This window comes from Leadbettera azotonutricia ZAS-9 (assembly GCF_000214355.1).
GTDB lineage: Bacteria > Spirochaetota > Spirochaetia > Treponematales > Breznakiellaceae > Leadbettera > Leadbettera azotonutricia.
Map to the genome: position 1 here is coordinate 2,945,692 of NC_015577.1, position 21,870 is coordinate 2,967,561.

Sequence of the window (21,870 nt, forward strand, 5' to 3'; positions counted from 1 at the left end):
TACCAATTAAGTCCGCTGATGCTTTAGGTTTTCGCACTAGTACTGCGCATTGCGGCGCTTGCGGCGTGGCCTGAAAGGCCCTCGGCACGGGCAATGCATTCTGCGGCTTTGAGGGCCTCCGTGTAACCTGAACCGGATGAACAGCGGAGGCTCGTTGCGGTTTTAAGAAAGTGCCGCACCGAAAGGCCCCCGGTAAAACGGGCGCTGCCCGAGGTTGGAAGGGTGTGGTTGATACCGACTGAATAATCGCCCAGGACTTCGGCAGATGCTTCCCCGATAAAAAGGGAACCGTAATTTCTCAAGCCTTGAACCCAGGCTTCCGGATTTGCTGTTTGAAGTTCCAGGTGTTCAGGGGCAATAGTGTTGGCAATGCGCGTGGCTTCATCCTTGTTATTATAAATGATGATAAGCCCACCCGATTCAAGGGAAGCCCTTGCCGTAGAAGCTGTAGAAAGGTCTGCAAGACGGGATGAAAGCGTCCTGGCAAGAAGATCCGCAGATTCGCGGTTTGGGACCAATGCCCTGGCCCGTGCATCAGGATCATGCTCGGCCTGGGCGAGCATATCTGCTGCGGTTAAGTTTGCCGAAGATCCTTTTTGCAGATCCCCCGTAATGATGAGCACATCTGTTGGGCCGGCCACAAAGTCTATGCCGGTTTCTCCGTAAAGGAGACGCTTGGCAAGCGCCACATATTTGTTGCCGGGGCCGACGATTACATCACAGCGGGGTATGGTTTCTGTCCCCAGGGCGAGAGCGGCAATGGCCTGGGCCCCGCCTATTGCAAAGACCCTCAGCTCACTGCGGCTGCAAGTTGCAGACGCAATGCCCGCCGCAGCCAATATCCGCTTGTCTGGGAGGCCGTCTTCAAGAGGGGGAGAGGCCAGGATTACGTCGCCAACGCCTGCGCAAAAAGCCGGCACAAGCCCCATGAGGGCTGTGGAAATCAGGGGGAAGCGGCCAGCGGGAACATAAACCGCAGCGCGTTCCACCGGGATTACCCTTTGGCCCGTAAACACCCCAGGGGCGATTTCTGTCTCAAAATCCCGAAATTGACTGCGCTGCAATTCGGAAAAACGCCAAATGTTCCCTGCAGAAAATTTAAGAGCTCTAACCAGATCAGGATCATTTGCCTCAAGATCGGTCACTGCTTTTTGTACCATATGTCGGGGAACTTCAAATATTTCCGGTGAAGACTTGTCAAATTTAGCAGCAAAAGTTTTAACTGCCCTATCTCCATTTAAGCGTATTTCTGCTATTATGTCTTTTACTGCAGTCTCCGCAGCAGTATGGTTTTCAGCGGTATTACGCTTATTCCAATACGCATCAAATTCGTCAGCGTTAAGTATTTTCATATTATCCCCTGATTATTTCCGCGCATCCATTGAGAAAGGTATCCATTTCATCATCAGTACCCATACTGATCCTGAGGTAATTATTGATCCTCGGTTTGTCAAAACGCCGTACCAGTATGCCCTTTTCCCTGAGAGCGGAAAACACCTGCATCCCTGACTTTCCCGAAGAAGCAGGGGGAGAGGCAAAAACAAAATTTGCCTGTGAAGGGATTACAGTGAAGCCCATTTGGGCTAAAGAGGCTGAAACCTTCTCCCTTGTACTGCATACGTGGCGGTTAACTTCATCATAATATGCAAAATCAGAAACAGCGGCGGCGGCCCCTGCAAGGGCAAGCCGATCCACGGTATAGGAATTAACAGAATCCCTGACCCTGCAAAGGGCTTCAATAAGATCTTTATGGCCTATGGCAAAACCCACCCTGAGGCCCGCAAGAGATGCGGCTTTGGAAAGAGTATGCACCGTTAAAAGATTAGGAAATTGTTTTACCAGTGTTACTGCGGATTTTATGCCCGGCTTATCGGCAAAGGCAATATAGGCCTCGTCCACAATAAGCGCTTTCCCGTTTTTTTCTTCATATCCTGCCAATTTTGTTATTGCGTCCAGGGCCAGGGCTTTTGCAGTAGGGGCATTGGGGTTGGGGAAAATTATTCCGCCGTTGTTTTGCTTGTAATCATCAGGATCTATCGAAAAATTATCTTTAAGTGAAACAGTGCGAAAAGGCACATCCCAAAGGCGTGCATATACAGGATAAAAACTGTAGGTAATATCAGGGAACAATATCGGCACTGCGCCGGACACACCTTGACATTCAAAAAACGCAGCAAAGGCAAAGGCCAAGACTTCATCGGAACCGTTTCCTGCAAAAACCTGTTCTACGGCTACTCCATAACGGGCGGCGACGGCCTCGCGGAATTCAGTACAGGCAGGATCTGGGTAAAGGCGGAGCCTTTCATCAGCGGCTTTTGCAATAGCCTCTATCACCTTGGGTGAAGGGGGATAGGGATTCTCATTGGTGTTGAGCTTGATAAACTTCCTGTCCCGAGGCTGCTCGCCCGGTATGTAGGGGGCCAGGGATTTAACCCGGCTGTTCCAGTAAAGGCTTATTTTTTGTGCCTCCTGTCAAGTTCATCCAGCACTTCTTCTACACCTACCCCCGCGCGGGTGATGAGGGCGGTGGTAAAATAGAGGAGATCCGCGGCTTCCCAGACAATTTCGTCATGGGTTTTGGCAGTGCAGACCTCGTCTGCCTCTTCCATTACTTTTTCACGTACCAGATCGGCATCCAGGGTTGCGGTGTAGGAACCAGGTTTGGGATTGCTGAAACGTTCGGCAATTACGGACTGGAGGTATTCCCAGGTGTACCGGCGGTCTGTGCCGAAACAGGACCATGCGCCAGTGTGGCAGACAGGACCTGCGGGTTCTACGATCGCAAGGATAGCGTCCCTGTCGCAATCGGCTCTGAGGCGCAGCACCTTAAGGGTATTGCCCGAATGTTCACCCTTCATCCAAAGCTTGCTGCGTGTACGGCTGTGAAAGCAGAGATTCCCGCGCTTGAACGTTTCGCTTACCGCTTCTTCATCTGCAAAGCCTGTCATAAGAACCTGGCCGTCACGGCTTTGGGCTATCACGGGCAGCATGGGCTGGGGAGGCGCACCTTTCTTCCAGTTTAGGGAACGCAGGAAGGCGTCGGCGAGATTAATTTTTCCTGTATAGAGGGCCATGCCCAGCTGCACATCGCAGCCCAAGGCTGCAAGGGATTCTACTTCCTCAAGGGTAGTAACACCACCTGCGGCAGTAATACTGCACTCTTTATCATTAAGCCATGAGAGGGCTTTTTTTAATGCTTTGACCTGTTCCAAATCAATGCCCGTCATGGTGCCTTCGCGTTCCACACAGGTAAAAAGAAGCTCTGCCGCATAGGGGGCGACTTCTATTGCGACTTCGGCTAGCTTAAGGCCCGTGGGAGTTTTCCAGCCGTCTACAACTATCTCGCCGTTCCGGGAGTCTACCGCAACGATGAGGCGTTCACGGCCGATTTTTTTGGATATGGCTTCGAGGAATTCGGTGTTGACTTTGAATTCCCCTGCTGCAATGCCTGCGCCTTTTTTGGCAGGATCGCGGAAGGCATTTGAACCGACAATGATCTTTTTTGCGCCAAGGCTCACCAGTTCCCTGGCCTGTTCGGGGCTACGTATGCCGCCCCCTACCCTGCACTCGGCTAGGCGGAGCAATGGCTTTATCATTTCAAGATTGCTTCCCTTGCCCATGGCGGCGTCAAGGTCGATGACTGCAACTTCGCCATAGAGATCAAATTCTTTGGCCAGGCCCGGGGCGTCTTCCCTTTGCAGTACCAATTCTGCGCCCTGGCGAAGCTGGACAACTTTTCCGCCCTGTATGTCTATCGAAGCAATTACCATCTGACACATACTCCTTTTGATTCAGCGTATTTTTTTATTTCAGGTATGGTTGTTTTTCCAAAATGCAGCAGTGATGCTACTAACGCCGCGTCGGCCCCCGGATTCTGCAGTACCCCCGCGATCTGATCGAGATCCCCTGCGCCGCCCGAAGCAATTACCGGCACCGGCACTGCGTCGAGTATGGCTTTGGTTAATTCCAGATCGTATCCTGTGCCGGTGCCGTCAGCGTCGATGGAGTTGAGGAGTATCTCCCCTGCCCCAAGCTCCACTGCTTTTATTGCCCATTCAATTGCGTCAAGGCCGGTATCTGTACGTCCCCCGTGAGAATAGGCAGTCCACTTCGGATGTACCGCGTCCTTGTCAACACGTTTGGCGTCTATCGAAAGCACCACGCACTGGCTTCCGTAGGCTTTAGCCATTTCGGAAAGCAATTCAGGACGTTGGAGGGCTGAGGTACAAACCGAAACTTTGTCGGCCCCAGCGTTCATAGCTTCCCTCATATCCTCAACTTTGCGTATGCCGCCCCCTACACAGAGGGGAATGAAAACTTCGGCTGCGACTTTGCGCACCACATCCAAAAGGGTTTCGCGGCTTTTATAGGAAGCCCCGATGTCGAGGAAGGTAAGCTCATCTGCACCCTCTTCGTTGTACCGCCGGGCAAGCTCCACGGGATCGCCCGCGTCCTGTATGCCCTTGAACTTGATACCCTTAACCACCCGGCCATCATCAACATCCAGGCAGGGAATAATACGTTTAGCCTGCATAAAGCCCCCTTAACCCATAATCCAGTTTTCAAGCAGCTTGAGACCCCAGGTTCCCGACTTCTCGGGATGAAACTGCACCGCCGAAAGATTCCCCTGCTCCACTGCGGAACAGTAAGAAAGGTAATAATCCGCTTCCGCCGCAACGGCCCTGTCCCCTGCGGGAGCCGCGTAGTAAGAATGTATGTAGTAGAAAAAAGAATTTTGAGGAATGTCTTTAAAAAGGCGGCTCCCGGAACGGGCCTTGGTACTGTTCCAGCCAATCTGGGGAACCTTGCGGCCCGGAAAACGTTTAACGGAGCCGGGGATAATTGAAAGGCCCTTTACTTCCCTGCCGTTCACCGGGGGGGCTTCTTCAGAAGCATCAAAGAGGAGCTGAAGGCCAATGCAGATACCGAGGAAAGGCCTGTCAGCGTTGATCCACTCTTTTACTGCCTGGGCATAGCCCGACTTTTCAAGGGAGGCCATGGCGGTTGCAAAGTGGCCATCGCCGGGGAAGATAATTTTGGCGTAAGGGGTATTGCTGCCGAGTTCTTCGGGTGCCTTGACAAAACGGGCTTCGGTGTTGAGGCGTTTAAGCGCATTCATCACAGAACCAAGATTGCCTGCGCCGTAATCTATTACACCTATCATGCTAAAACACCTTTGGTCGAGGGTATGAGGCCGATTGACCGGGGATCGATTTCGCAGGCTTCCCTCAGGGCCCGGGCTGCCGCTTTAAAGAGGGCTTCAACTTTGTGATGATCGCTGCGGCCCCTGAGTATGTCCAGGTGCAGCGCCGCGCCTGCGCTTGACGCGAACCCCTGCCAAAAATCCTGGGCCGTGTCGTTGCCCGGAAGGCCTGCTTCAAAAACCAGAAAACTCCGGCCCGAAAGATCTACCGCGGCCCTGGCAAGGGTCTCGTCCATGGGGTATAGGCAGCTTCCAACGCGGCGTATGCTTTCTTTATTGCCAAGAGCTTTGGCAAAACACTGGCCCAGGACTATGCCGGTATCTTCCACCAGGTGATGCTGGTCAACTTCAAGATCCCCGGAGGCCCTTATTTCCAAATCGAAAAGACCATGGCGGGCAAAGGTGTTAAGCATATGGGCCATGAAACCTATGGGATAATCCAGCTTCGCCGTTCCCTTGCCGTCAAGGTCAAGCTTGATGGTAATATTGGTTTCTTTGGTACTTCTGGTAACTTCTGCAGTTCTCATATTAATTCCTCCATTGTTAAGGAACAACTTTCCTCAAATCATATTCTACAATGTCCCCTGCGCCCAGCTTTTTCAGCCTGGGTATAAGTTCAGGGACTTCGTGTTTTTTTACGGCGATTTTTACTGCAAAACCGTCACTCCCGCAAAGGGGCGCAACCGTAGGGCTGCGCATGGACGGAAGGCCCGAAACAAGCTCGTTGAAATTCTCCTCGGTAACGTTCATCTCAAGCATCACCCTGTCGCGGCCTTCGAGAACCGCGTTAAAGAGCATGGCAAGTTCTTCGATGCGGCCCCGCTTTTCGGGGTTTGCCATAGCGGCCTTGGAAGCTACAAAACGGGTGGAAGATTCCAGAACAGTGGCGATGATTTTAAGGCCGTTATCTTTAAGGGTCTGGCCCGAAGCGGTATTGTCAATGATCATGTCAGCGTCATCAGGGGGGAAAACTTCGGTGGCCCCGTAGGTACGGAGTATGCGATAATTGTAATTCTCTTTCTTGAGCCACTTCTCAGCCAGGTTGACGTATTCTGTGGCAACCACGATCTTGCGGGCTTTGAGCTGCGCCTCGCTTGTTTCAGCGGGAATGGCGGCAACAATGCGCACCTTGTCCATGCCCAGATCCAGGATCTCTTCTACATCGGCGCCGTTTTCCTGTATCCAGTCGATGCCCGTAAAGCCCGCATCGTGGCTCCCCAATTCCAGAAGCTCGCCTACATTCTGGGGTTTCATGATCTTGGCGTCCAGCCAGTCGGCCGCAATCACAGGCCGATAGGTACGGTCCGCGAGGTACATGGGGAATCCTGCCTCGTCGAACAATTTGGAAACATTGTCAAAAATCCTCCCCTTGGGGATAAGGATACGCAGCTTGTCCATATTCACTCCTGCTATAATGATCGAAGCAAAACAAAATTTCGCACCACTCCTCAAAAAAAAAGCCGTGGACTTTGAGTCCACGGCTGCATAACCGCTCTAACGCCTAAAAGGCGATGGACTCAGGAGACGTAAAATTATGATGGTGATTAGAAATCCGTTTCATAGACTACAGTCTAGCAGCCAGCGAATTTATTGTCAAGTGCTTAGAATTCTTCGTATCTGCCTGTCTGCGAAGTATCGTAGCCGCCAAGAATTTCAAGATCCTGCTTGAATTCCGGCGAATCAACATAGCTCAAAATGCTTCTTACTGCGGAAGTATTTTTATCGGAAAGGCGGAATACAAAATCGTACCATTCAAGCTGAAGGGGTATGAACTCAATGCCCTGTATACCTTCCGCGCCTCTTGCACAGCCGCAGCCCAGATCCGCACCGCCCTTAGCCACTATTCCTGCGCAGACCAGGTGAGAACCTGATTCCCTGGTGTAACCCTGTATACCTTGAGGATCAATGTTCAGCCCTGTCAGTTTCTGATCCAGCAGTATCCGTGTACCGCAGCCTTTTTCGCGGTTGATTATGGTGATGCCGGGTCTGGCAAGATCCTTCCAGCTTTCTATCTTGAGAGGATTTTTTTTCTTCACATAAAAGCCCTGCATACGTCCTGCAAGGCGCAACACGCCGACCCGTAATCCCGGGAGCAGCCGATGCATAAAAGGATAGTTATAGGTATCGGTTTCTGCATCCCAGAGGTGAGAGGCGGCCATGGTGATCCTGCCGTTGTAGAGGGCATAGAGACTGTTGTAACAGCCCATGTACGATCGGAGGACGGACTCCCCTGTTCCGGCTATTTTGGGCAGCAGAAGATCGATACAGGCATCCTGGCCTGAAACAATGATGGACGCGCCGCTTGTCTGTATGGATTCAGCAGGCATTCTGCGTAACGTTCCGGCCACCGGTCCGGACCCGTCCCAGGAGCAATCTTCATCGTCAGTTCCGACAGCGCTTGTTTTTGCCCGAGGACCTGTCTTGCCTGCCTGAAGATAGAAATCTATATCCGCCTGGGAAACCCGCACTTGTTTTCCCACTTTTGAAGAGGGCAGTTCTCCCCGTTTGATAAGTTCGTAGACCGTATATTTCTTAATCCGCAGTTGGCCAGCCACGTCTTCGGCGGTTAGCAGGGTAGATTCCATGAAAAGAGTATACACAACTAATAGAAAAAATGCAATTAAACTATGCCCGGCCTGGGTATTTGTGCATTCATAATAGTCTGTTTGATTATGTTTCATTTTGTTTTGTTGTATTCCACTATTGTATATTGTTTCGTTTTATTATACTCTCTTGCTGGAATTCATTATTAAGGAGGAACCTATAATGAAAAAGGAAGGAATTCTTACCTTCGGCAGGCCTTTGGCCTTGTTTGCCCTGATGTCTCTCGCGGCTGCCCAGCTCTTTGCGGGCGGTAAAAGCGAGGCCGTGCCAAACAAGGCTGAGCCTGAGCATCAGCCTGTTACGATTCTGGTGGCTGCAGCAGCGAGCCTTCAATATTCCTATCAGGAGCTTATCCCCCTCTTTCAGGAACAGTATCCCTGGATTACCGTAGATGGGACTTACGACAGTTCGGGCAAACTCCAGACCCAGATTGAGCAGGGCCTTGAGGCCGATGTGTTCATGTCGGCTGCCATGACCCAAATGAACAACCTCGTAAAGGGCGGTCTTGTGGCTGCTGATTCGGTTAAGCCCCTGCTGGAAAATAAAATTGTATTGATAAAGCCCGCAGGTACGGTTACTCCGGTTACAGGTTTTGAGAATTGCGCCCAGGCAAAGATCATAGCCCTTGGCGATCCCGCCAGTGTCCCTGCAGGCCAGTATGCCAAAGAGGCCTTTACCAGCCTGGGCAACTGGGATGCCGTTTCAGCCAGGGCCAGTTTCGGTACCAATGTTACAGAGGTGCTCAATTGGGTAGGCGAAGGCAGCGCCGAAGTTGGGGTGGTATATGCTACCGATGCGGCAACCAGCAAAAAAGTCGAAATCATTGCCGAAGCGCCCGCAGGCAGCCTTTCGGCAAAAGTACTCTATCCTATAGGCATAGTAAACGCCTCCGCAAAAAAAGACGCGGCAAAACTATTCATGGATTTCCTTGCTTCGCCTGACGGGCTCGCAATCTTTTTGAAATACGGATTCGCGGGGAATAAATAGTTTTTATGGATTTGACCCCGGTTTTAATTTCACTTAAGACCGCATCGGCATCTATTGCAGCAACCTTTTTTTTGGGGCTGCTGCTGGCAGAATTTGTTGCATCCACCAGGCGCAGGGAACTCAAGATGATACTCGACGGCATACTCACCCTGCCCCTGGTGCTTCCCCCCACAGTGGCAGGTTTTTTCCTGCTCTGGATATTCGGAGTGAGAGGGCCTGTGGGAAAATTTTTCGTAGACCTTTTCGGTGTTAAGATAGCTTTTTCCTGGGCCGCTACAGTGCTTGCTTCTGCTGCAATCTCCTTTCCCATGATGTACCGTTCCGCAAGGGGCGCTTTGGAACAGGTAGATCCCAACCTACTTTATGCGGCCAGAACCCTCGGTATGGGAGAATGGACAATTTTCTGGAAGGTGAGTCTCCCTACCGCCTTGCCCGGTATTGCCTCGGGGGCGGTGCTGGCCTTTGCCCGGGGTCTTGGTGAATTCGGCGCTACTGCCATGATTGCAGGCAACATAGCCGGCAAAACCCGTACCCTGCCCCTAGCGATATATTCCGCAGTCGCCGCAGGGGACATGAATACTGCGGGTGTGTATGTAGCAATCATTGTACTGCTTTCCTTTGCGGTAGTAGCATTAATGAATTATTTTACCATACATGAAAGAAGAAAGTAGGAGAGTATGCCATTAGCATCAAGGTTTCAATACTAAAAAAATTATCTTCCCGGTTCAAGCTTGAAATTGAATTTGAAACTTCAGGCGGCGCTGGTGAATGCCTGGGCATATTGGGGGTTTCAGGTTCAGGCAAGAGCATGACCCTCAAATGCATTGCAGGCATCGAAACACCCGATGAGGGGCATATTGAAGTTAATGGCCGCCTTCTTTTTGATTCAACAAAAAAAATCAACCTTAAACCCCAGGCAAGAAAAGCAGGTTATCTCTTTCAGAATTACGCCCTCTTTCCCAGAATGACAGTGATGGAAAACATTACCGCAGGTCTTTTGCTTCCCAAAAACGAAGCCCGCAGTAGAGCTGACCTTTTGCTTGGGCGTTTTGAACTTGAAGGCCTTGAAAACCGTTATCCTGAGCAGCTTTCAGGAGGCCAGCAGCAGAGGGTGGCCTTGGCCCGCATGCTCATCAGGGAACCGGAGGCGGTGCTTCTGGATGAGCCATTTTCCGCCCTGGATACCAATTTGCGGGAACAGATGCAGATCAGCTTCCCTGATTTTTTAAGATCCTGTAAAGATGTGATCATGGTAACACACTCAAGGGACGAAGTGTACCGGCTTTGCAGCGAAACCCTGATACTCGATAAGGGCAGCTGCATTAAGATGGGCAAGACCCGCGATCTTTTTCTTAATCCCGGCCTGGTCCAGGCTGCCCGGCTTACGGGGTGCAAAAATATTTCTCCCATTAGGCGCATTGGCGAGGATGAAATCATCGCCCTCGACTGGGGGCTCACTCTCAGAACCGCAGTCCCTGTTTCGGATAGAATTACCCAGGTAGGGATCAGGGCTCATGATCTTTTGCCCGCAAAGAGCGAATCGGCCGTTAATCAGATAGCCCTCAAGGTGATTCAAATTTCAGAAGAACCTTTTGAAAATGTCATCCTCTTTACCAATGCCGAAACCAGCTCTGCTGAAACTCAAAAAACCATCTGGTGGAAATATAGCAAGTATTCAGGTCTCACAATTCCTGAAAAACTTTTTATTCCACCTGAAAATTTGCTCTTGCTGGAATAGATAATATAGATTATAACTATTGCAGGATATTTAAAGGTGGTATTTTATGAAAATTAGTGCGCGCAACCAGTTCAAAGGCAAAATCCTTGCCATTAAGGAAGGGGCGGTTAACGGTATTGTGATAATCGACATAGGCGGGGGTAACAAAATGTCGGCTACCATTTCCATGGATTCCATCAGGGAGTTGGATCTTAAGGTGGGCGGCGAAGCCTATGCTATTGTTAAGGCTACTGCGGTGATGGTCGGGATAGACTGATTTTTATATGGCGCAAATAAAAAACTGGGAACAATTTCTCGAGGACGGCCGGGGTTTTCACCGTACTGTTAAAGGCAGCTTAAAGCGGCCCGAAATTTTTACCCCCGAATTGATACAGAATATCGCGGCCATGGGCATTGAAAAATACTTTATGGCTATTTTTACGCATAGGGGCTGTCTGCCCCGCAACCATACTATGACTGACTTTATCGAAGAGACTAAAGCCTTCCGGCCCCTGCCCCAGGATCTTGAAGAAAGCCTCCGTTACTTCGATTCCCTCCAGTCTATCTGCTCCCTGGAGTATTTTAAAATTATCAAACCCAAACTCGAAGATGTGCCTCGTTTTGTGGACGCCATAGACCGGGTAGCCCTTTTCGCGGAAGAGGAAGTTGCGCTCTGATATTCAGCATTCCTTATCAAGGGTTTCCATACTGGACACCACATTGCGGGATGGGGATCAGGCCGCAGGTTTTGCATTCTCTGCCGATGCCAAACTCAAAATCGGGAGAGCTCTGGCCGCCGTCGGCGTGGATATAATCGAGACAGGTTTTCCTCTTTCAAGCCCAGCGGATCTTGAGGCCTGCCGCTTGCTTGCGCTTGACCTGTCAGCGTCAGGTTTTAGGGGCCTTACCGCGGTAATGTGCCGGGGCCGCCGTTTTGATATTCAAGAAAGCGCAAAAGTTTTTAAAGGGGAAGTGCCTGGGCTGCTCCATATTTCCCTACCGGTTAGTAAAATTCATATCGAAGCTAAATTAGGTAAAACAGAAGCAGAAGTTCTTGATATGGCAAGGGAAGCTGTTTCTTATGCAGCTGGGTTGTGCGCCAAAGTTGAATTGGGGGCGGAAGACGCTTCCCGGGCTGATCGCAATTTTCTTGCTGATTACTGCGCCGCTGCCATCGAGGCCGGCGCATCAATTGTAAATATAGCCGATACCCTCGGCAGTTTTTGCCCAAAGGAGATACACGATTTAGTGTCATTTCTGCTGGAGAAAACGCCGGCCTTTAGGGACGGCAAAGCTGTCTTGAGTGTTCATTGCCATAACGATCTGGGCCTGGCCTGTGCCAATACCCTGGAGGCAATAGAAGCCGGCTGCGGTCAGGTAGAGGTTTCTGTTTCCGGCATAGGGGAACGGGCAGGGAATGCCGCCCTGGAGGAAATTGCCGCCAATCTCGCGGCGCGGCCTGAGCATTATCAGGTAAGTACCAATCTCCTGGTTGAAAAAATTCCTCCCCTTGTGTCCATGGCGGCGGAAATTTCCGGGACTTCAGGTTCCCTGATGAAGCCCCTGAGCGGCTGGAACGTGAGGGCCCACGGTTCAGGCATACACCAGCAGGGGCTTTCCCGCAGTACTGAAACATATTCGCCCCAGGCTGCCATTGGCTTTACCATGGTTCCTGAGCGTATAGTGCTTTCACGTCATTCAGGCCGGGCGGGGGTTGATTTATTTTGCCGGCGCTACTGCGGTTTTGAACTTGATGAAGAAACTATTTCCCGGGTAACTGCTCATATTAAAAGTTCCCACTTTTTTGAGGAAGGCTCCGCAGGGATAAGTGAATTCCTCTGTTTACTGGCGGATATTCACAAGCTGCCCGGCACCTATGAAGGGCCCTTGATTGTAGATTCCTGGTCAGAGCATACCGGGGCTGATAATGAAGGGAATATACGCGCCCAGTTCGAAGCATCCCTTAAGATTTACGGAAGCAATAAAACGGTTCAGAAAATCTCCGGTTCAGGTGATACTGCCATTTCTGCGGCTTTCGGAGCTTTATGCAAACTGGGAACGCTTGAGCTGAAAACCGTGAGTCTCAACGGGGCAGGAAACCGCGTACGTCTGTATGCCGAAATCCTGGCAGACTCGCGGATTTACAGCGCCGAACATTCAGGTTCTGAACCTTCTCTGCTTCTATTCCGCTGCGGCCTTGATGCTTTAAATGCGGAGACGCTTCGCAGTTAACCTGACTTTTTAAGCGATGACGTATTCGGCCGCGGGAGTTCCCTTCTCAATGGAGTCGATAACCGCATCTATGGCTTCTTCGCTGTCGATGTGGCCGAACCACCAATTTTCAGGGTACACCACCAGGGCAGGTCCGCGGTCGCAAACTCTGAGACAGGATGTGCTGGATACCGCTACATCGACGAGGCCGCGGTCTGTAAGTTCTTCCTGGAGGTACTGCATAAGCTGGCCTGAGCCTGATTTGGCACAGACGCCTTGAGGGGTTCCGTTCATGCGAAAAGACGCACATAAGAGAACGTGGTGTTGGGGTTTAGTCATTTGATCACTCCTTATAAAGAAAAATATTTAACCTTGCGGAGCTATGCTCCGCAGCCCATTCCGCTTCCGGTACAGCCTTGACCATTCCCTGGTTTTCTTTGGGCTGTGAAGACTCTTGGGATGCCCCGGCCTCCCAGCAGGGAAGCTGCCAAGTCGGTGATAAGGCCTTCTCCTGTAATAACGGGGAGACTCAAGGATTCTAGAACTTTTTTTGGAGTAGCACCGCAGTTGGCTGCCAATAAAGCAAAACAGTCGGAGAAGGTGTTGGCCAGGGTTTCCCAACGAGTATTGCCTGAACCAGGTTCCGGGGTGGAGCGCTGTTCACAGAGAACGAGTTTGCCTTTTTCTATTCCAAAAACCCAGAGTTGGGTTGCTTCTCCAAGGTGGCGGTTTACAAAGAGACCTTCCATCGAAGCTATTGCGAGATAGGGACGTTTGGATGTGGGTTTGGGAATGGAGGCTTCGGCCAGAAGACGGTCAAGTTCACCTGAGTTTTGATCGCCTATGAGACCTGCGGCATCGGCGCGGCAGCGGGCGCAATGGGACATTTGTTTGATGTATTTGAAAGCTTCGTTTCTGATGGGAAGCATGTCTCCGGGGTTTAGGCTGGGGATGTTTTCAAAGGCGGAGCCTTCGACATGCATCATGGGGATACAGTTTTGTATATCAGCCCCGAGATTGGCGCAGTATTCAGCAATTTTGGCTGCATGGGTATCATTTACGCCGGGTATGATAACCGTGTTTATCTTTACAATTATTCCTAAAGATTTTAAGACTTTTATGGCTTCGGTCTGGCGTTCGAGAAGGACCTTGGCGCCTTCTATTCCGCGGTAAACTTTAGGGCCGAAGCGCACCCATGAATAAATTTTAGCGCCGATTTCGGGATCAACAGCGTTGACAGTAATAGTAACATGGGAGATGTTAAGATTCACCAATCTGCCTGAGTATTCAGCAAGGCCAAGGCCATTGGTGGCGAGGCAGAGAATTTTTTCGGGATATTTTTCGTGCACTAATTCCATAGTCGCAAGGGTTTCTTCGGCATTGGCAAAGGGATCGCCGGGACCGGCTATGCCTATAACAGCGATAGGAGTTTTCTCTTCCATTTTTTCCATTACCATGCCAAGATAATCCAGGGCCTGGAAAGGCGAGAGTATTGCGCTGGTAACGCCGGGACGGTTTTCGTTTACACAATCGTATTTGCGGTTGCAGAAGTTGCACTGTATATTGCACTTGGCGGCTACAGGGAGGTGTATTCTTCCGGTACTGTGTCTGACTTCACTGTTAAAACAAGGATGATTTCCAAAGTCCATATTGCTCCCCTAAATATAGGTATATCCTTTATCATGCTGATCCTGTTTTGCTTCCATAATTGCATTGCAGACAAGGTCGAATAGATTAAGCGTTCCTTTATATCCCAGGTGGAGTATGCGCTGGCCGCCTATACGGTCGTGAATAGGGAAACCGCAGCGCACCAGGGGTATGCCTAATTCGCGGGAAAGAAAGAGGCCCTTGCTGTGGCCCATGATAAAGTCAGGTCTTAGATCCTTTGCCATTTCCAGGATGGTTACAAAATCCGCGTCATCTGCGATCTGAACTTCCTGCCTGGTGTTCCGTAATACGCCCTGAATTCTTTTTTTAAAGCCCTGACTATCCGCACCTGTAGCTGCTATTACCGGCACAATTCCAATTTCATCAAGGAAGGAAGCCAGACTCGCTACGAAATCTTCTTCCCCGTAAATAATAGCCCGCTTGCTGTTAACGTATTTGTGGCCGTCTATGTAGGCGTCGATAAGCCTTCCCCGCTGGCGATTCCATATTTCAGGGATTTCTTTTCCTGACAATTTAGAAAGAGTTTTATAGAAAGGATCGCAATTTTCTATGCCGATGGGAAGATCCTGCCTGAAAAGGGGAACGCCCCAGGTTTCTTCAAGCCACTTTCCCGCGTCGTGTCCGGGAGCTATGCCAAAGTATACTGTACCTGCCGCCTCTCCCATCTTTTTAATATCTTCCGGTTTTGTACCACCCTGGGGAAGCTTCTGGTAGGTTTCCCATGAAGGCCCGTCAAGGCTTTCTGAATAATCGGGAAGAAGAGTGTAATCAGTGGTAAAGGAACCTAGAATAGTTTGAAGTTCCCGTAAATCCTCAGCCGAAATAAAACCTGAAACAAGATTGATGCGCCCTTTGCTTTCTGTTCTGGTTATTTTCTCTCCATCAACGAGTTTGCTCACTGCCGCAAAAACAGCTTCATGGAAACCATCCATGTGCGTACCGCGGTAACTGGGAGTAGATGCATAGAAAATCGCAGGATTCTGCCCGCCGTTATTTCTCAAACCTTTGGCCCGATCAATTTCATATTGCCTCAGATACATGGGTACATCTTCACCAATGGTTTCAGAAAGGCACGTTGATGTAACACCAATCGCGGCAGGCTTGTAAGAACGTGAAACATTGTCCAAAGCGGTAAAAAGATTATCCTTTCCTCCAAAAATCGCGGTAGATTCAACAAAATTTGAGGATGCAATATCAATAGGTTCCCTGAAATGGCTGATGCCGTAACGCCTGATATACGTTGAGCACCCTTGCGATCCATGTATTAAGGGTATGCAGCCTTCAATCCCCCTCAACACTAAACAGGCCCCCAGGGGCGAACAGAGCTTGCAGGCATTGCGTGTAGAAGTAAAATTAGGAACAGCAGTAGTTTGAAGGCTCATATTTTCTTTTCCTGTGCTTTCATTCTCGCCGGCGAATATTTCCACACGGGGCTTGTAACCGAATTGTGAACTTCTCTCGCAAAATTGAGCATGCCTTCAAATCCTGCCAATGCTTCCTTGCGTTCATGATTATGATCGCAGAAACCTATTCCCATCTTGTAAGCAATGGGCCGTTCCTTAACACCGCCGATTAAAAGGTCCGCGCCTTTTTCAAGAATAAAACCTGATAGTTCCAGAGGGTTAGTGTCGTCGAGTATAATGGTTCCTTCATTGGTAATTTCTTTGAGGTATTCATAGTCTTCGGGGGAACCGGTCTGTGAACCAACCACTACGGTTTCCATACCTAAATGACGCAGGGCCTTTACCATGGAGAAGGCCTTAAAAGAACCCCCTACATAAACGCCCGCCTTCTTGCCTTCAAGATCTTTGCGGAATTCCGCAAGCCGGGGGAGAAGATCGGAAACTTCGGAACGAACCAATTCTTTCGTGTTCTCCATAATTTTTTCGTTATTAAAAAAATCCGCCACGTCATAGAGGGCCTTGCTCATGTCTTCTATACCGAAATAGGAAACCCTGATAAAGGGAATGCCGTACTCTTTTTCCATCATTTTTGCAAGGTAGGTCATGGAACCGGAACATTGAACTACATTGAGGCGGGCTCTATGGGCTTTTCCTATTTCCCCAACCCTTCCATCGCCTGTAATGCAGGAAGTTACTTCTATTCCCATGCGTTTGTAATAATCCTTGATGATCCAGGTTTCCCCGGCAAGGTTGAATTCCCCGAGTATATTGATACTGAAATCAGAGACCGGCGTGGTATTATCCTTGCCGGTTAATTTAAAGGCCCCTTCGCACGCTGCCTTGTAGCCGTCTTTCTTGGTTCCCTTAAAACCTTCTGAGTGGACAGGAATAACCTGTATTCCATGCTCTTTTTCCACTTTTGCGCAAACTGCATCCACATCATCGCCAATAAGGCCGATGATGCAGGTACAGTACACAAAAGCTGCCTTGGGTTTATATTCGTTTATTAATTCCGTTAGCGCTGCATAGAGCTTTTTCTCACCCCCGTAGATTACATCGTTTTCTTTCAGGTCTGTAGAAAAACTCAAACGGTGAAGTTCAGGCCCCGACGAAAGGGAGCCCCTTAATTCCCAGGTATACGCCGCACAGCCAATGGGGCCGTGGATAAGGTGCAATGCATCAGCGATAGGGTAAAGTACCACCCGGGAACCGCAGAAAACACAGGCCCGCTGGCTTACTGAACCTGCGGTACTGGCCTTCTCGCATTCCAGCGCATAGGTATCCTTGCCCTTTTCGAGAACCTGCTGTTTCCTGGCTTCAAGAACTTCTACCATTACAGTTTCCTCACATTACAAGCTCAAACTTTTCTTCCGATGCGTCCCTGTCCTGGCGATCCATGAAGACATCAAGGATTTTTACCAGGAGATGAAGGCCGCCGCGGTAGCCCGTAATGGGGAAATAAGAGTGGCCTATCCTGTCATAGATGGGGAAACCGGTACGTATCAGGGGGATGTCCATATCCCGCGCAATATACTTGCAGTAGGTGTTCCCAAAGATAAGATCAGGTTTTGTATTTTGAAGGAGCTGGTGAAAGTAAAAGAGATCAGCCTGGGCGCCTGATTTAACAATAGCGTTGGGGCCTGCAAGCTCTTTTATCCTTCTGTCCCACTTGGCCCCTGCGGGAGTGCCGGTAATGACATGAATAACTTCCATACCTGCGTCTTTGCAGAATTGAACCAGCCCGAAAAGAATATCAGGGTCACCCATAAGGGAAATCTTTTTACCGTATACATACTGGGCCTTGTCGCAGAGCACGTCCACAAGTTGCCCCCGTTCAACAGTAATGCTCTCGGGGACCGTAACACCAGAAGTGGTTCTGAGTTTATCAATAAAGGCGTCAGTAGCGCTGATGCCTATGGGAAGGTCCAGAATTTCGGTTTTTACTTTACACTTGCTGTCCAAAAGCTGGGCAGCCTGAAAAGTGCCCACCCGTCCCAGAGCCAGGGCATAACGGCTGTCTCCCGAGGCGATGATCTTTTCCCTGGGAGTGCCGCCCTTGGGGTACATGTGGAACTTGCCGTCCATGGGAGCGTTTACGACGCCGGAAGTATCGGGATACATAATGTAGTCTATGCCCATTTCCGCAGCAATATGTTTAATTTCAGACATATCGCTGGGTTCCACAAAAGAAGGAAGTAAGGTAATGCTTTTATTTTTCTTCCCCGTGTTTGTTGCGAAGTTCTGCACCATGGCAGTAAGCATATTGGCATAACCTGTAACATGAGAACCTTTGAAACTCGGGGTAGAGGCGTACATCACAGTCTTCCCCTTGGGGATCTTGTTGTCCGCAATTGCCCTGTTGATGATCTGGTTAAGGTCGTCGCCTATTACTTCTGAAAGACAAGTAGTGTTAACTGCAATGATGTCCGGATCGTAAAGGGCAAATATGTTGTTTATGGATTCCAACATATTCGACTGGCCGCCGAATACCGAGGCCCCTTCGGTAAATGAAGAAGTACTCGCCATGATAGGTTCGGCATAATGCCGCGTGAGAGCGCTCCGGTGATAGGCGCAGCAGCCCTGGGAACCATGGCTATGAGGCAGGCACTTGTGTATACCCAGGGCCGCATACATGGCCCCTACAGGCTGACAGGTCTTGGCAGGATTAATCGTAAGAGCGCTCCGCTCAACCACTTCTTTAGGTGTATGTCTCAGTAACATATTGGCTCCTTTAGTTAAACGCGTAGGTAGCGGAAAGTTCAGGGGATTCGTCCCAGGGGGCCTTGGTAAATTTGAAGGCACTGCAATTGAGAAGCCTGTCTATTTCCTTATAGAAATTAATAGCACCCTTGTAGCCTGCAAAAGGTCCCATATAGTCATAGCTGTGAAGCTGCTTCATGGGTATGCCCCTTTTCTGTACCACATATTTTTCTTTGATACCCGCACAGACCAGATCAGGATGATAGCGGTCAAGCAGTTCTTCAAGTTCGTAGTGGTTGCAATCATCAATGACCAGGCTGGACTCGGGCATCTCGGTCATCAAGCCATTGTAGTCGCTGAAGGCAAAACCATCGGCTTCCATGCTGGCTTTCTTCTCTTCGCTGAGCCTGGGCTTGTACCGTACGGCATCGGCTTCCACCTTGAGTTCCTCGATGTTCCGGGAATCAGCGTCTACTATTATGGAGGGCATCACCTTCCGTCCTTCATAATCGTCACGATGGGCGAACTCATAACCGGCGGAAAGTATAGTAATGCCGATTTCCCTAAGCAGCTCCTGATAGTGATGTGCCCGTGAACCGCCGACGTAGAGAACCGCAGTTTTTCCTTCGCAGCGCGATTTTACATCAAGACGCACTTTTTCCACTTCAACCAGTTCCCGCTCTATTACTTCTTCTGTTTTTTTGAGAAGATCTGCATCTTCATAAAACTGGGCTATCTTCCTGAGTGATTTTGATGTAGCCTCGGCGCCTACGAAATTCACTTTGAACCAGGGGATGCCGTATTTTTTCTCCATCATTTCAGCCAGATAGTTGATGGATCTATGGCACATAACCACATTCAAATCCACTGTATGGGCCGAAGAAAATTCATCATACGTTGAATTCCCCGAGAATGTAGAATGGAGCGACAGGCCGCAATCAGCAACTATCCTCTCAATCTCAAAGGCATCCCCGCCTATGTTGTATTCACCAAGGATATTGAATTTGAATTTTCCCGGTTTGGAAAAAGTATCATTAAGGCCAACTACATCGGTAAACACTTTGTTGTTTGCCACATGGTGGCCTGCGCTTTGGCTTACGCCCTTGTAACCTTCGCATGAAAACCCAAAGATGTTTATATCAGGGTATTTTTCTTCCATGGCCCTTGCCACGGCGTGAACGTCGTCACCTATGAGACCCACAGGGCAGGTGGCAAAAATACCAATAGCTCTGGGGTGGAAGAGGGCAACGGCCTCATCAATAGCAGCCCGCAGTTTCTTTTCACCGCCGAATATGATCTCCTCTTCCTGAAGATCTGTGGACATAGCATAGGTCATGTAGTTGACATCGCTTTCGGTGGTAGGCTTCGTCTGATTCCGCCTGGTAAGCCAGCTGTAAAATCCGCAGCCTATAGGCCCATGGGTTATCTGCAAAATATCACGGGTAGGGCCCAAGACCACGCCCTTGCATCCTGCGTAAGCGCAACCCCTCATGGTGATTATGCCGGGAATAGTTCTGGTGTTAGCCAGTATCTCGGGTACATCATCGTCATTTTCTATTTTGTTGATTATTATCTGCTTGGCCCGTTTCTTGGCGAGCTTGGGCGGGTATCTTTCAAGAATTTCCGCCTTAAATTCCGCTGTGTCTGGGAGTTCATATACTTCTGCCATATTTACCTCTTAAAAGTTTCACATATCCAATACTTCGTCCCCGGATTCACCGGTACGAACACGCCAGGATTCTGCAACAGGCATAACGAAAATTTTACCATCCCCGCTTCTGCCTGTTTTATTTACACCGATCACCGTATTGACTACAGTCTTTACCAGCTTGTCAGGAACGATGACATTGATCATGCGCTTGGGTATAAGTCTACCTGCGATGCCCAGTTCCTGAATCATGTCTTCGTAACGTTCGGCGGCGCCTTCGATGTAATGGGGTATTTCTATAATTCCTTTACCCCGGCCCGAACATTCTTTAGCATACATGGAGGTAATTCCCGCTTCGGCCAGGGCGCGCTTGGTTTTGTTCATCATGTTCATCCTGATGATGGCCATCACTTCCTTCATATCTTTTCCTCAGGAATTGGCGCGGAAGTTCCGGTATCAGGCGCGTCCTTGAGTCCGGAACTTACGGTGTAAACTTCTTCCACAGGGGATACAAAGATCTTGCCATCGCCAAAGGAACCCTTGCCGGTGCGGGCAACTTCCATTATTTTCTTAATGACAAATTCTTTGTCGCTGTTTTTTACTACCATGAGCAGGAGTTCCTTGGGAATCTCGTCATAGGTTACGTCCCCGATCTTGATACCCCGCTGCTTGCCCCGGCCCGATACATTCATCCGGGTTACCGCAGGAAATCCATCCGCCATGAGGGCGGCCATTACTTCTTCAGCTTTCTCTGGCCGCACTATCGCCCTTATCATTACCATATTAATTCTCCTCCTTTAATCTGCTATTCCAAATTCCATTAAAAGTTTTTCGAGTTCAGTCATATCCAGGGGCTTGGGAATGACAAACTTCTTGTTGTTTTCTATAGCGGAGGCAAGCTTACGGTATTCATCAGCCTGACCGATGGTAGGATCAAAGTCGATGACGGTTTTCTTGTTTATTTCCGCACGCTGAACCATGTTGTCCCTGGGGACGAAGTGGATCATATGGGTGCCGAGTTTTTCCGCCAGGGCCCCTATCAATTCATCCTCCCTGTCGGTCTTGCGGCTGTTACAGATAAGGCCGCCGAGACGCACCGTGCCGGCTTCTGCAAATTTCATGATACCCTTGCAGATATTGTTGGCAGCGTACATGGCCATCATTTCACCGGAACAGACGATATAGATTTCTTCAGCCTTGCCATCGCGTATAGGCATGGCAAACCCACCGCAGACTACGTCGCCCAATACATCATAGAAGGTGTAATCCAGCTTGTACTGTTCGTGGAAAGCCCCGAGCTGCTCCAGCAGGTTAATGGAGGTTATGATACCCCGTCCTGCGCAGCCAACCCCCGGTTCCGGCCCGCCTGACTCAACGCAGCGGGTTCCCTTAAAACCAACCTTCACCACATCCTCGAGGTCGAGGTCTTCGCCCTCGGTTCGCAATGTATCCAGTACCGTCTTTTGGGCCAGCCCGTTCAGGAGCAGGCGGGTCGAGTCGGCCTTGGGATCGCAGCCGACTACCATCATGTTTTTTCCCATTTCGGCCAGAGCAGCTACCGTATTCTGGGTAGTCGTGGACTTCCCAATACCTCCCTTTCCATAAATTGCGATTTTCCTCATAGTACACTTCCTTTTTTCCCTTCAATTTCCGTTTTGCAAACGGCTCACCATTTATATAGCATAAAGCGTGCCAAGTCTTTAAAAAGCCCTTTTTTGCCCCTTTAATG

23 protein-coding genes are annotated in these 21,870 nt (G+C 49.8%); 6 read left to right on the plus strand and 17 right to left on the minus strand.

Going from position 1 to position 21,870, the window contains the following annotated elements:
- Positions 1-23 precede the first annotated feature (23 nt).
- The 8 genes from hisD to TREAZ_RS12980 all read right to left on the minus strand — a co-directional run bounded on the left by hisD (position 24) and on the right by TREAZ_RS12980 (position 7,788).
- Positions 24-1,352, minus strand: coding sequence for a histidinol dehydrogenase (hisD, locus tag TREAZ_RS12945; protein ID WP_015712325.1), 1,329 nt, complete (start codon positions 1,350-1,352; stop codon positions 24-26).
- Between the two features lies 1 nt (position 1,353).
- A complete protein-coding gene (locus TREAZ_RS12950; protein WP_043923100.1) occupies positions 1,354-2,457 on the minus strand; it encodes a pyridoxal phosphate-dependent aminotransferase in 1,104 nt (367 codons plus the stop codon).
- On the minus strand, positions 2,454-3,770 hold the full coding sequence (gene hisE, locus TREAZ_RS12955) for a phosphoribosyl-ATP diphosphatase (RefSeq protein WP_015712327.1): 1,317 nt from the start codon (positions 3,768-3,770) through the stop codon (positions 2,454-2,456). The genes TREAZ_RS12950 and hisE overlap by 4 nt, the downstream gene beginning before the upstream one ends.
- The gene (gene hisF, locus TREAZ_RS12960; protein WP_015712328.1) at positions 3,764-4,534 is read right to left on the minus strand and encodes an imidazole glycerol phosphate synthase subunit HisF; all 771 of its coding nucleotides are present in this window, start codon (positions 4,532-4,534) and stop codon (positions 3,764-3,766) included. Before hisF ends, hisE begins: the two co-directional genes overlap by 7 nt.
- A gap of 9 nt (positions 4,535-4,543) precedes the next feature.
- Positions 4,544-5,164, minus strand: a complete 621-nt coding sequence (gene hisH, locus TREAZ_RS12965; RefSeq protein WP_015712329.1) for an imidazole glycerol phosphate synthase subunit HisH — start codon at positions 5,162-5,164, stop codon at positions 4,544-4,546.
- On the minus strand, positions 5,161-5,730 hold the full coding sequence (gene hisB / locus TREAZ_RS12970) for an imidazoleglycerol-phosphate dehydratase HisB (protein WP_015712330.1): 570 nt from the start codon (positions 5,728-5,730) through the stop codon (positions 5,161-5,163). The genes hisH and hisB overlap by 4 nt, the downstream gene beginning before the upstream one ends.
- A 16-nt stretch (positions 5,731-5,746) precedes the next feature.
- Positions 5,747-6,601: an ATP phosphoribosyltransferase gene (gene hisG / locus TREAZ_RS12975; RefSeq protein ID WP_015712331.1), complete on the minus strand. Its 855-nt coding sequence runs from the start codon at positions 6,599-6,601 to the stop codon at positions 5,747-5,749.
- A 203-nt stretch (positions 6,602-6,804) separates the two neighbouring features.
- The gene (locus tag TREAZ_RS12980) at positions 6,805-7,788 is read right to left on the minus strand and encodes a substrate-binding domain-containing protein (RefSeq protein ID WP_043923517.1); all 984 of its coding nucleotides are present in this window, start codon (positions 7,786-7,788) and stop codon (positions 6,805-6,807) included.
- Positions 7,789-7,969: 181 nt separating this feature from the next.
- Here TREAZ_RS12980 and modA point away from each other — a divergent pair, with 181 nt between their 5' ends.
- From modA to TREAZ_RS13010, 6 genes are all read left to right on the plus strand, one after another.
- Entirely contained in the window at positions 7,970-8,794 is an 825-nt protein-coding gene (modA, locus tag TREAZ_RS12985; protein ID WP_015712333.1) for a molybdate ABC transporter substrate-binding protein, read from the plus strand.
- A 5-nt stretch (positions 8,795-8,799) separates the two neighbouring features.
- On the plus strand, positions 8,800-9,465 hold the full coding sequence (modB, locus tag TREAZ_RS12990) for a molybdate ABC transporter permease subunit (RefSeq protein WP_043923101.1): 666 nt from the start codon (positions 8,800-8,802) through the stop codon (positions 9,463-9,465).
- A gap of 65 nt (positions 9,466-9,530) precedes the next feature.
- Entirely contained in the window at positions 9,531-10,532 is a 1,002-nt protein-coding gene (locus tag TREAZ_RS12995) for a sulfate/molybdate ABC transporter ATP-binding protein (protein WP_280990969.1), read from the plus strand.
- Positions 10,533-10,578: 46 nt separating this feature from the next.
- Positions 10,579-10,788 (plus strand): TOBE domain-containing protein, encoded by a 210-nt coding sequence (locus TREAZ_RS13000; protein WP_015712335.1) that lies wholly within the window; start codon positions 10,579-10,581, stop codon positions 10,786-10,788.
- Between the two features lie 7 nt (positions 10,789-10,795).
- On the plus strand, positions 10,796-11,188 hold the full coding sequence (locus TREAZ_RS13005) for a hypothetical protein (RefSeq protein ID WP_015712336.1): 393 nt from the start codon (positions 10,796-10,798) through the stop codon (positions 11,186-11,188).
- A complete protein-coding gene (locus tag TREAZ_RS13010) occupies positions 11,178-12,743 on the plus strand; it encodes a LeuA family protein (RefSeq protein WP_015712337.1) in 1,566 nt (521 codons plus the stop codon). Before TREAZ_RS13005 ends, TREAZ_RS13010 begins: the two co-directional genes overlap by 11 nt.
- Before the next feature lie 9 nt (positions 12,744-12,752).
- Here TREAZ_RS13010 and TREAZ_RS13015 read toward each other — a convergent pair whose 3' ends face one another.
- From TREAZ_RS13015 to nifH, 9 genes are read right to left on the minus strand one after another with little or no spacing between them, the layout of a single operon-like run.
- Positions 12,753-13,061: a (2Fe-2S) ferredoxin domain-containing protein gene (locus TREAZ_RS13015; protein ID WP_015712338.1), complete on the minus strand. Its 309-nt coding sequence runs from the start codon at positions 13,059-13,061 to the stop codon at positions 12,753-12,755.
- A gap of 41 nt (positions 13,062-13,102) precedes the next feature.
- Positions 13,103-14,371 carry a radical SAM protein gene (locus tag TREAZ_RS13020; RefSeq protein WP_015712339.1) on the minus strand — a complete coding sequence of 423 codons (1,269 nt, stop codon included), beginning with the start codon at positions 14,369-14,371 and terminating at the stop codon, positions 13,103-13,105.
- 9 nt (positions 14,372-14,380) lie between these two features.
- The gene (locus TREAZ_RS13025; RefSeq protein WP_015712340.1) at positions 14,381-15,772 is read right to left on the minus strand and encodes a nitrogenase component 1; all 1,392 of its coding nucleotides are present in this window, start codon (positions 15,770-15,772) and stop codon (positions 14,381-14,383) included.
- On the minus strand, positions 15,769-17,127 hold the full coding sequence (nifE, locus tag TREAZ_RS13030) for a nitrogenase iron-molybdenum cofactor biosynthesis protein NifE (RefSeq protein ID WP_015712341.1): 1,359 nt from the start codon (positions 17,125-17,127) through the stop codon (positions 15,769-15,771). The genes TREAZ_RS13025 and nifE overlap by 4 nt, the downstream gene beginning before the upstream one ends.
- Before the next feature lie 10 nt (positions 17,128-17,137).
- Complete coding sequence (gene nifK, locus TREAZ_RS13035; RefSeq protein ID WP_015712342.1) at positions 17,138-18,514, minus strand: nitrogenase molybdenum-iron protein subunit beta; 1,377 nt, start codon at positions 18,512-18,514, stop codon at positions 17,138-17,140.
- Between the two features lie 10 nt (positions 18,515-18,524).
- On the minus strand, positions 18,525-20,162 hold the full coding sequence (locus tag TREAZ_RS13040; protein WP_015712343.1) for a nitrogenase component I subunit alpha: 1,638 nt from the start codon (positions 20,160-20,162) through the stop codon (positions 18,525-18,527).
- 18 nt (positions 20,163-20,180) lie between these two features.
- Complete coding sequence (locus TREAZ_RS13045) at positions 20,181-20,561, minus strand: P-II family nitrogen regulator (protein WP_015712344.1); 381 nt, start codon at positions 20,559-20,561, stop codon at positions 20,181-20,183.
- Positions 20,558-20,923: a P-II family nitrogen regulator gene (locus TREAZ_RS13050; RefSeq protein WP_015712345.1), complete on the minus strand. Its 366-nt coding sequence runs from the start codon at positions 20,921-20,923 to the stop codon at positions 20,558-20,560. The genes TREAZ_RS13045 and TREAZ_RS13050 overlap by 4 nt, the downstream gene beginning before the upstream one ends.
- Positions 20,924-20,938: 15 nt before the next feature.
- The gene (nifH, locus tag TREAZ_RS13055; RefSeq protein ID WP_015712346.1) at positions 20,939-21,763 is read right to left on the minus strand and encodes a nitrogenase iron protein; all 825 of its coding nucleotides are present in this window, start codon (positions 21,761-21,763) and stop codon (positions 20,939-20,941) included.
- Between the last annotated feature and the right edge of the window lie 107 nt (positions 21,764-21,870).

Excerpts from the sequence above, each read along its gene's own strand:
- hisD (WP_015712325.1), bottom strand. The coding sequence starts at position 1,352 with ATGAAAATACTTAACGCTGACGAATTTGATGCGTATTGGAATAAGCGT.
- hisE (WP_015712327.1), bottom strand. The coding sequence starts at position 3,770 with ATGGTAATTGCTTCGATAGACATACAGGGCGGAAAAGTTGTCCAGCTT.
- hisF (WP_015712328.1), bottom strand. The coding sequence starts at position 4,534 with ATGCAGGCTAAACGTATTATTCCCTGCCTGGATGTTGATGATGGCCGG.
- hisH (WP_015712329.1), bottom strand. The coding sequence starts at position 5,164 with ATGATAGGTGTAATAGATTACGGCGCAGGCAATCTTGGTTCTGTGATG.
- hisB (WP_015712330.1), bottom strand. The coding sequence starts at position 5,730 with ATGAGAACTGCAGAAGTTACCAGAAGTACCAAAGAAACCAATATTACC.
- hisG (WP_015712331.1), bottom strand. The coding sequence starts at position 6,601 with ATGGACAAGCTGCGTATCCTTATCCCCAAGGGGAGGATTTTTGACAAT.
- TREAZ_RS12980 (WP_043923517.1), bottom strand. The coding sequence starts at position 7,788 with ATGGAATCTACCCTGCTAACCGCCGAAGACGTGGCTGGCCAACTGCGG.
- modA (WP_015712333.1), top strand. The coding sequence starts at position 7,970 with ATGAAAAAGGAAGGAATTCTTACCTTCGGCAGGCCTTTGGCCTTGTTT.
- modB (WP_043923101.1), top strand. The coding sequence starts at position 8,800 with ATGGATTTGACCCCGGTTTTAATTTCACTTAAGACCGCATCGGCATCT.
- TREAZ_RS13000 (WP_015712335.1), top strand. The coding sequence starts at position 10,579 with ATGAAAATTAGTGCGCGCAACCAGTTCAAAGGCAAAATCCTTGCCATT.
- TREAZ_RS13005 (WP_015712336.1), top strand. The coding sequence starts at position 10,796 with ATGGCGCAAATAAAAAACTGGGAACAATTTCTCGAGGACGGCCGGGGT.
- TREAZ_RS13015 (WP_015712338.1), bottom strand. The coding sequence starts at position 13,061 with ATGACTAAACCCCAACACCACGTTCTCTTATGTGCGTCTTTTCGCATG.
- TREAZ_RS13020 (WP_015712339.1), bottom strand. The coding sequence starts at position 14,371 with ATGGACTTTGGAAATCATCCTTGTTTTAACAGTGAAGTCAGACACAGT.
- TREAZ_RS13025 (WP_015712340.1), bottom strand. The coding sequence starts at position 15,772 with ATGAGCCTTCAAACTACTGCTGTTCCTAATTTTACTTCTACACGCAAT.
- nifE (WP_015712341.1), bottom strand. The coding sequence starts at position 17,127 with ATGGTAGAAGTTCTTGAAGCCAGGAAACAGCAGGTTCTCGAAAAGGGC.
- nifK (WP_015712342.1), bottom strand. The coding sequence starts at position 18,514 with ATGTTACTGAGACATACACCTAAAGAAGTGGTTGAGCGGAGCGCTCTT.
- TREAZ_RS13040 (WP_015712343.1), bottom strand. The coding sequence starts at position 20,162 with ATGGCAGAAGTATATGAACTCCCAGACACAGCGGAATTTAAGGCGGAA.
- TREAZ_RS13045 (WP_015712344.1), bottom strand. The coding sequence starts at position 20,561 with ATGAAGGAAGTGATGGCCATCATCAGGATGAACATGATGAACAAAACC.
- TREAZ_RS13050 (WP_015712345.1), bottom strand. The coding sequence starts at position 20,923 with ATGGTAATGATAAGGGCGATAGTGCGGCCAGAGAAAGCTGAAGAAGTA.
- nifH (WP_015712346.1), bottom strand. The coding sequence starts at position 21,763 with ATGAGGAAAATCGCAATTTATGGAAAGGGAGGTATTGGGAAGTCCACG.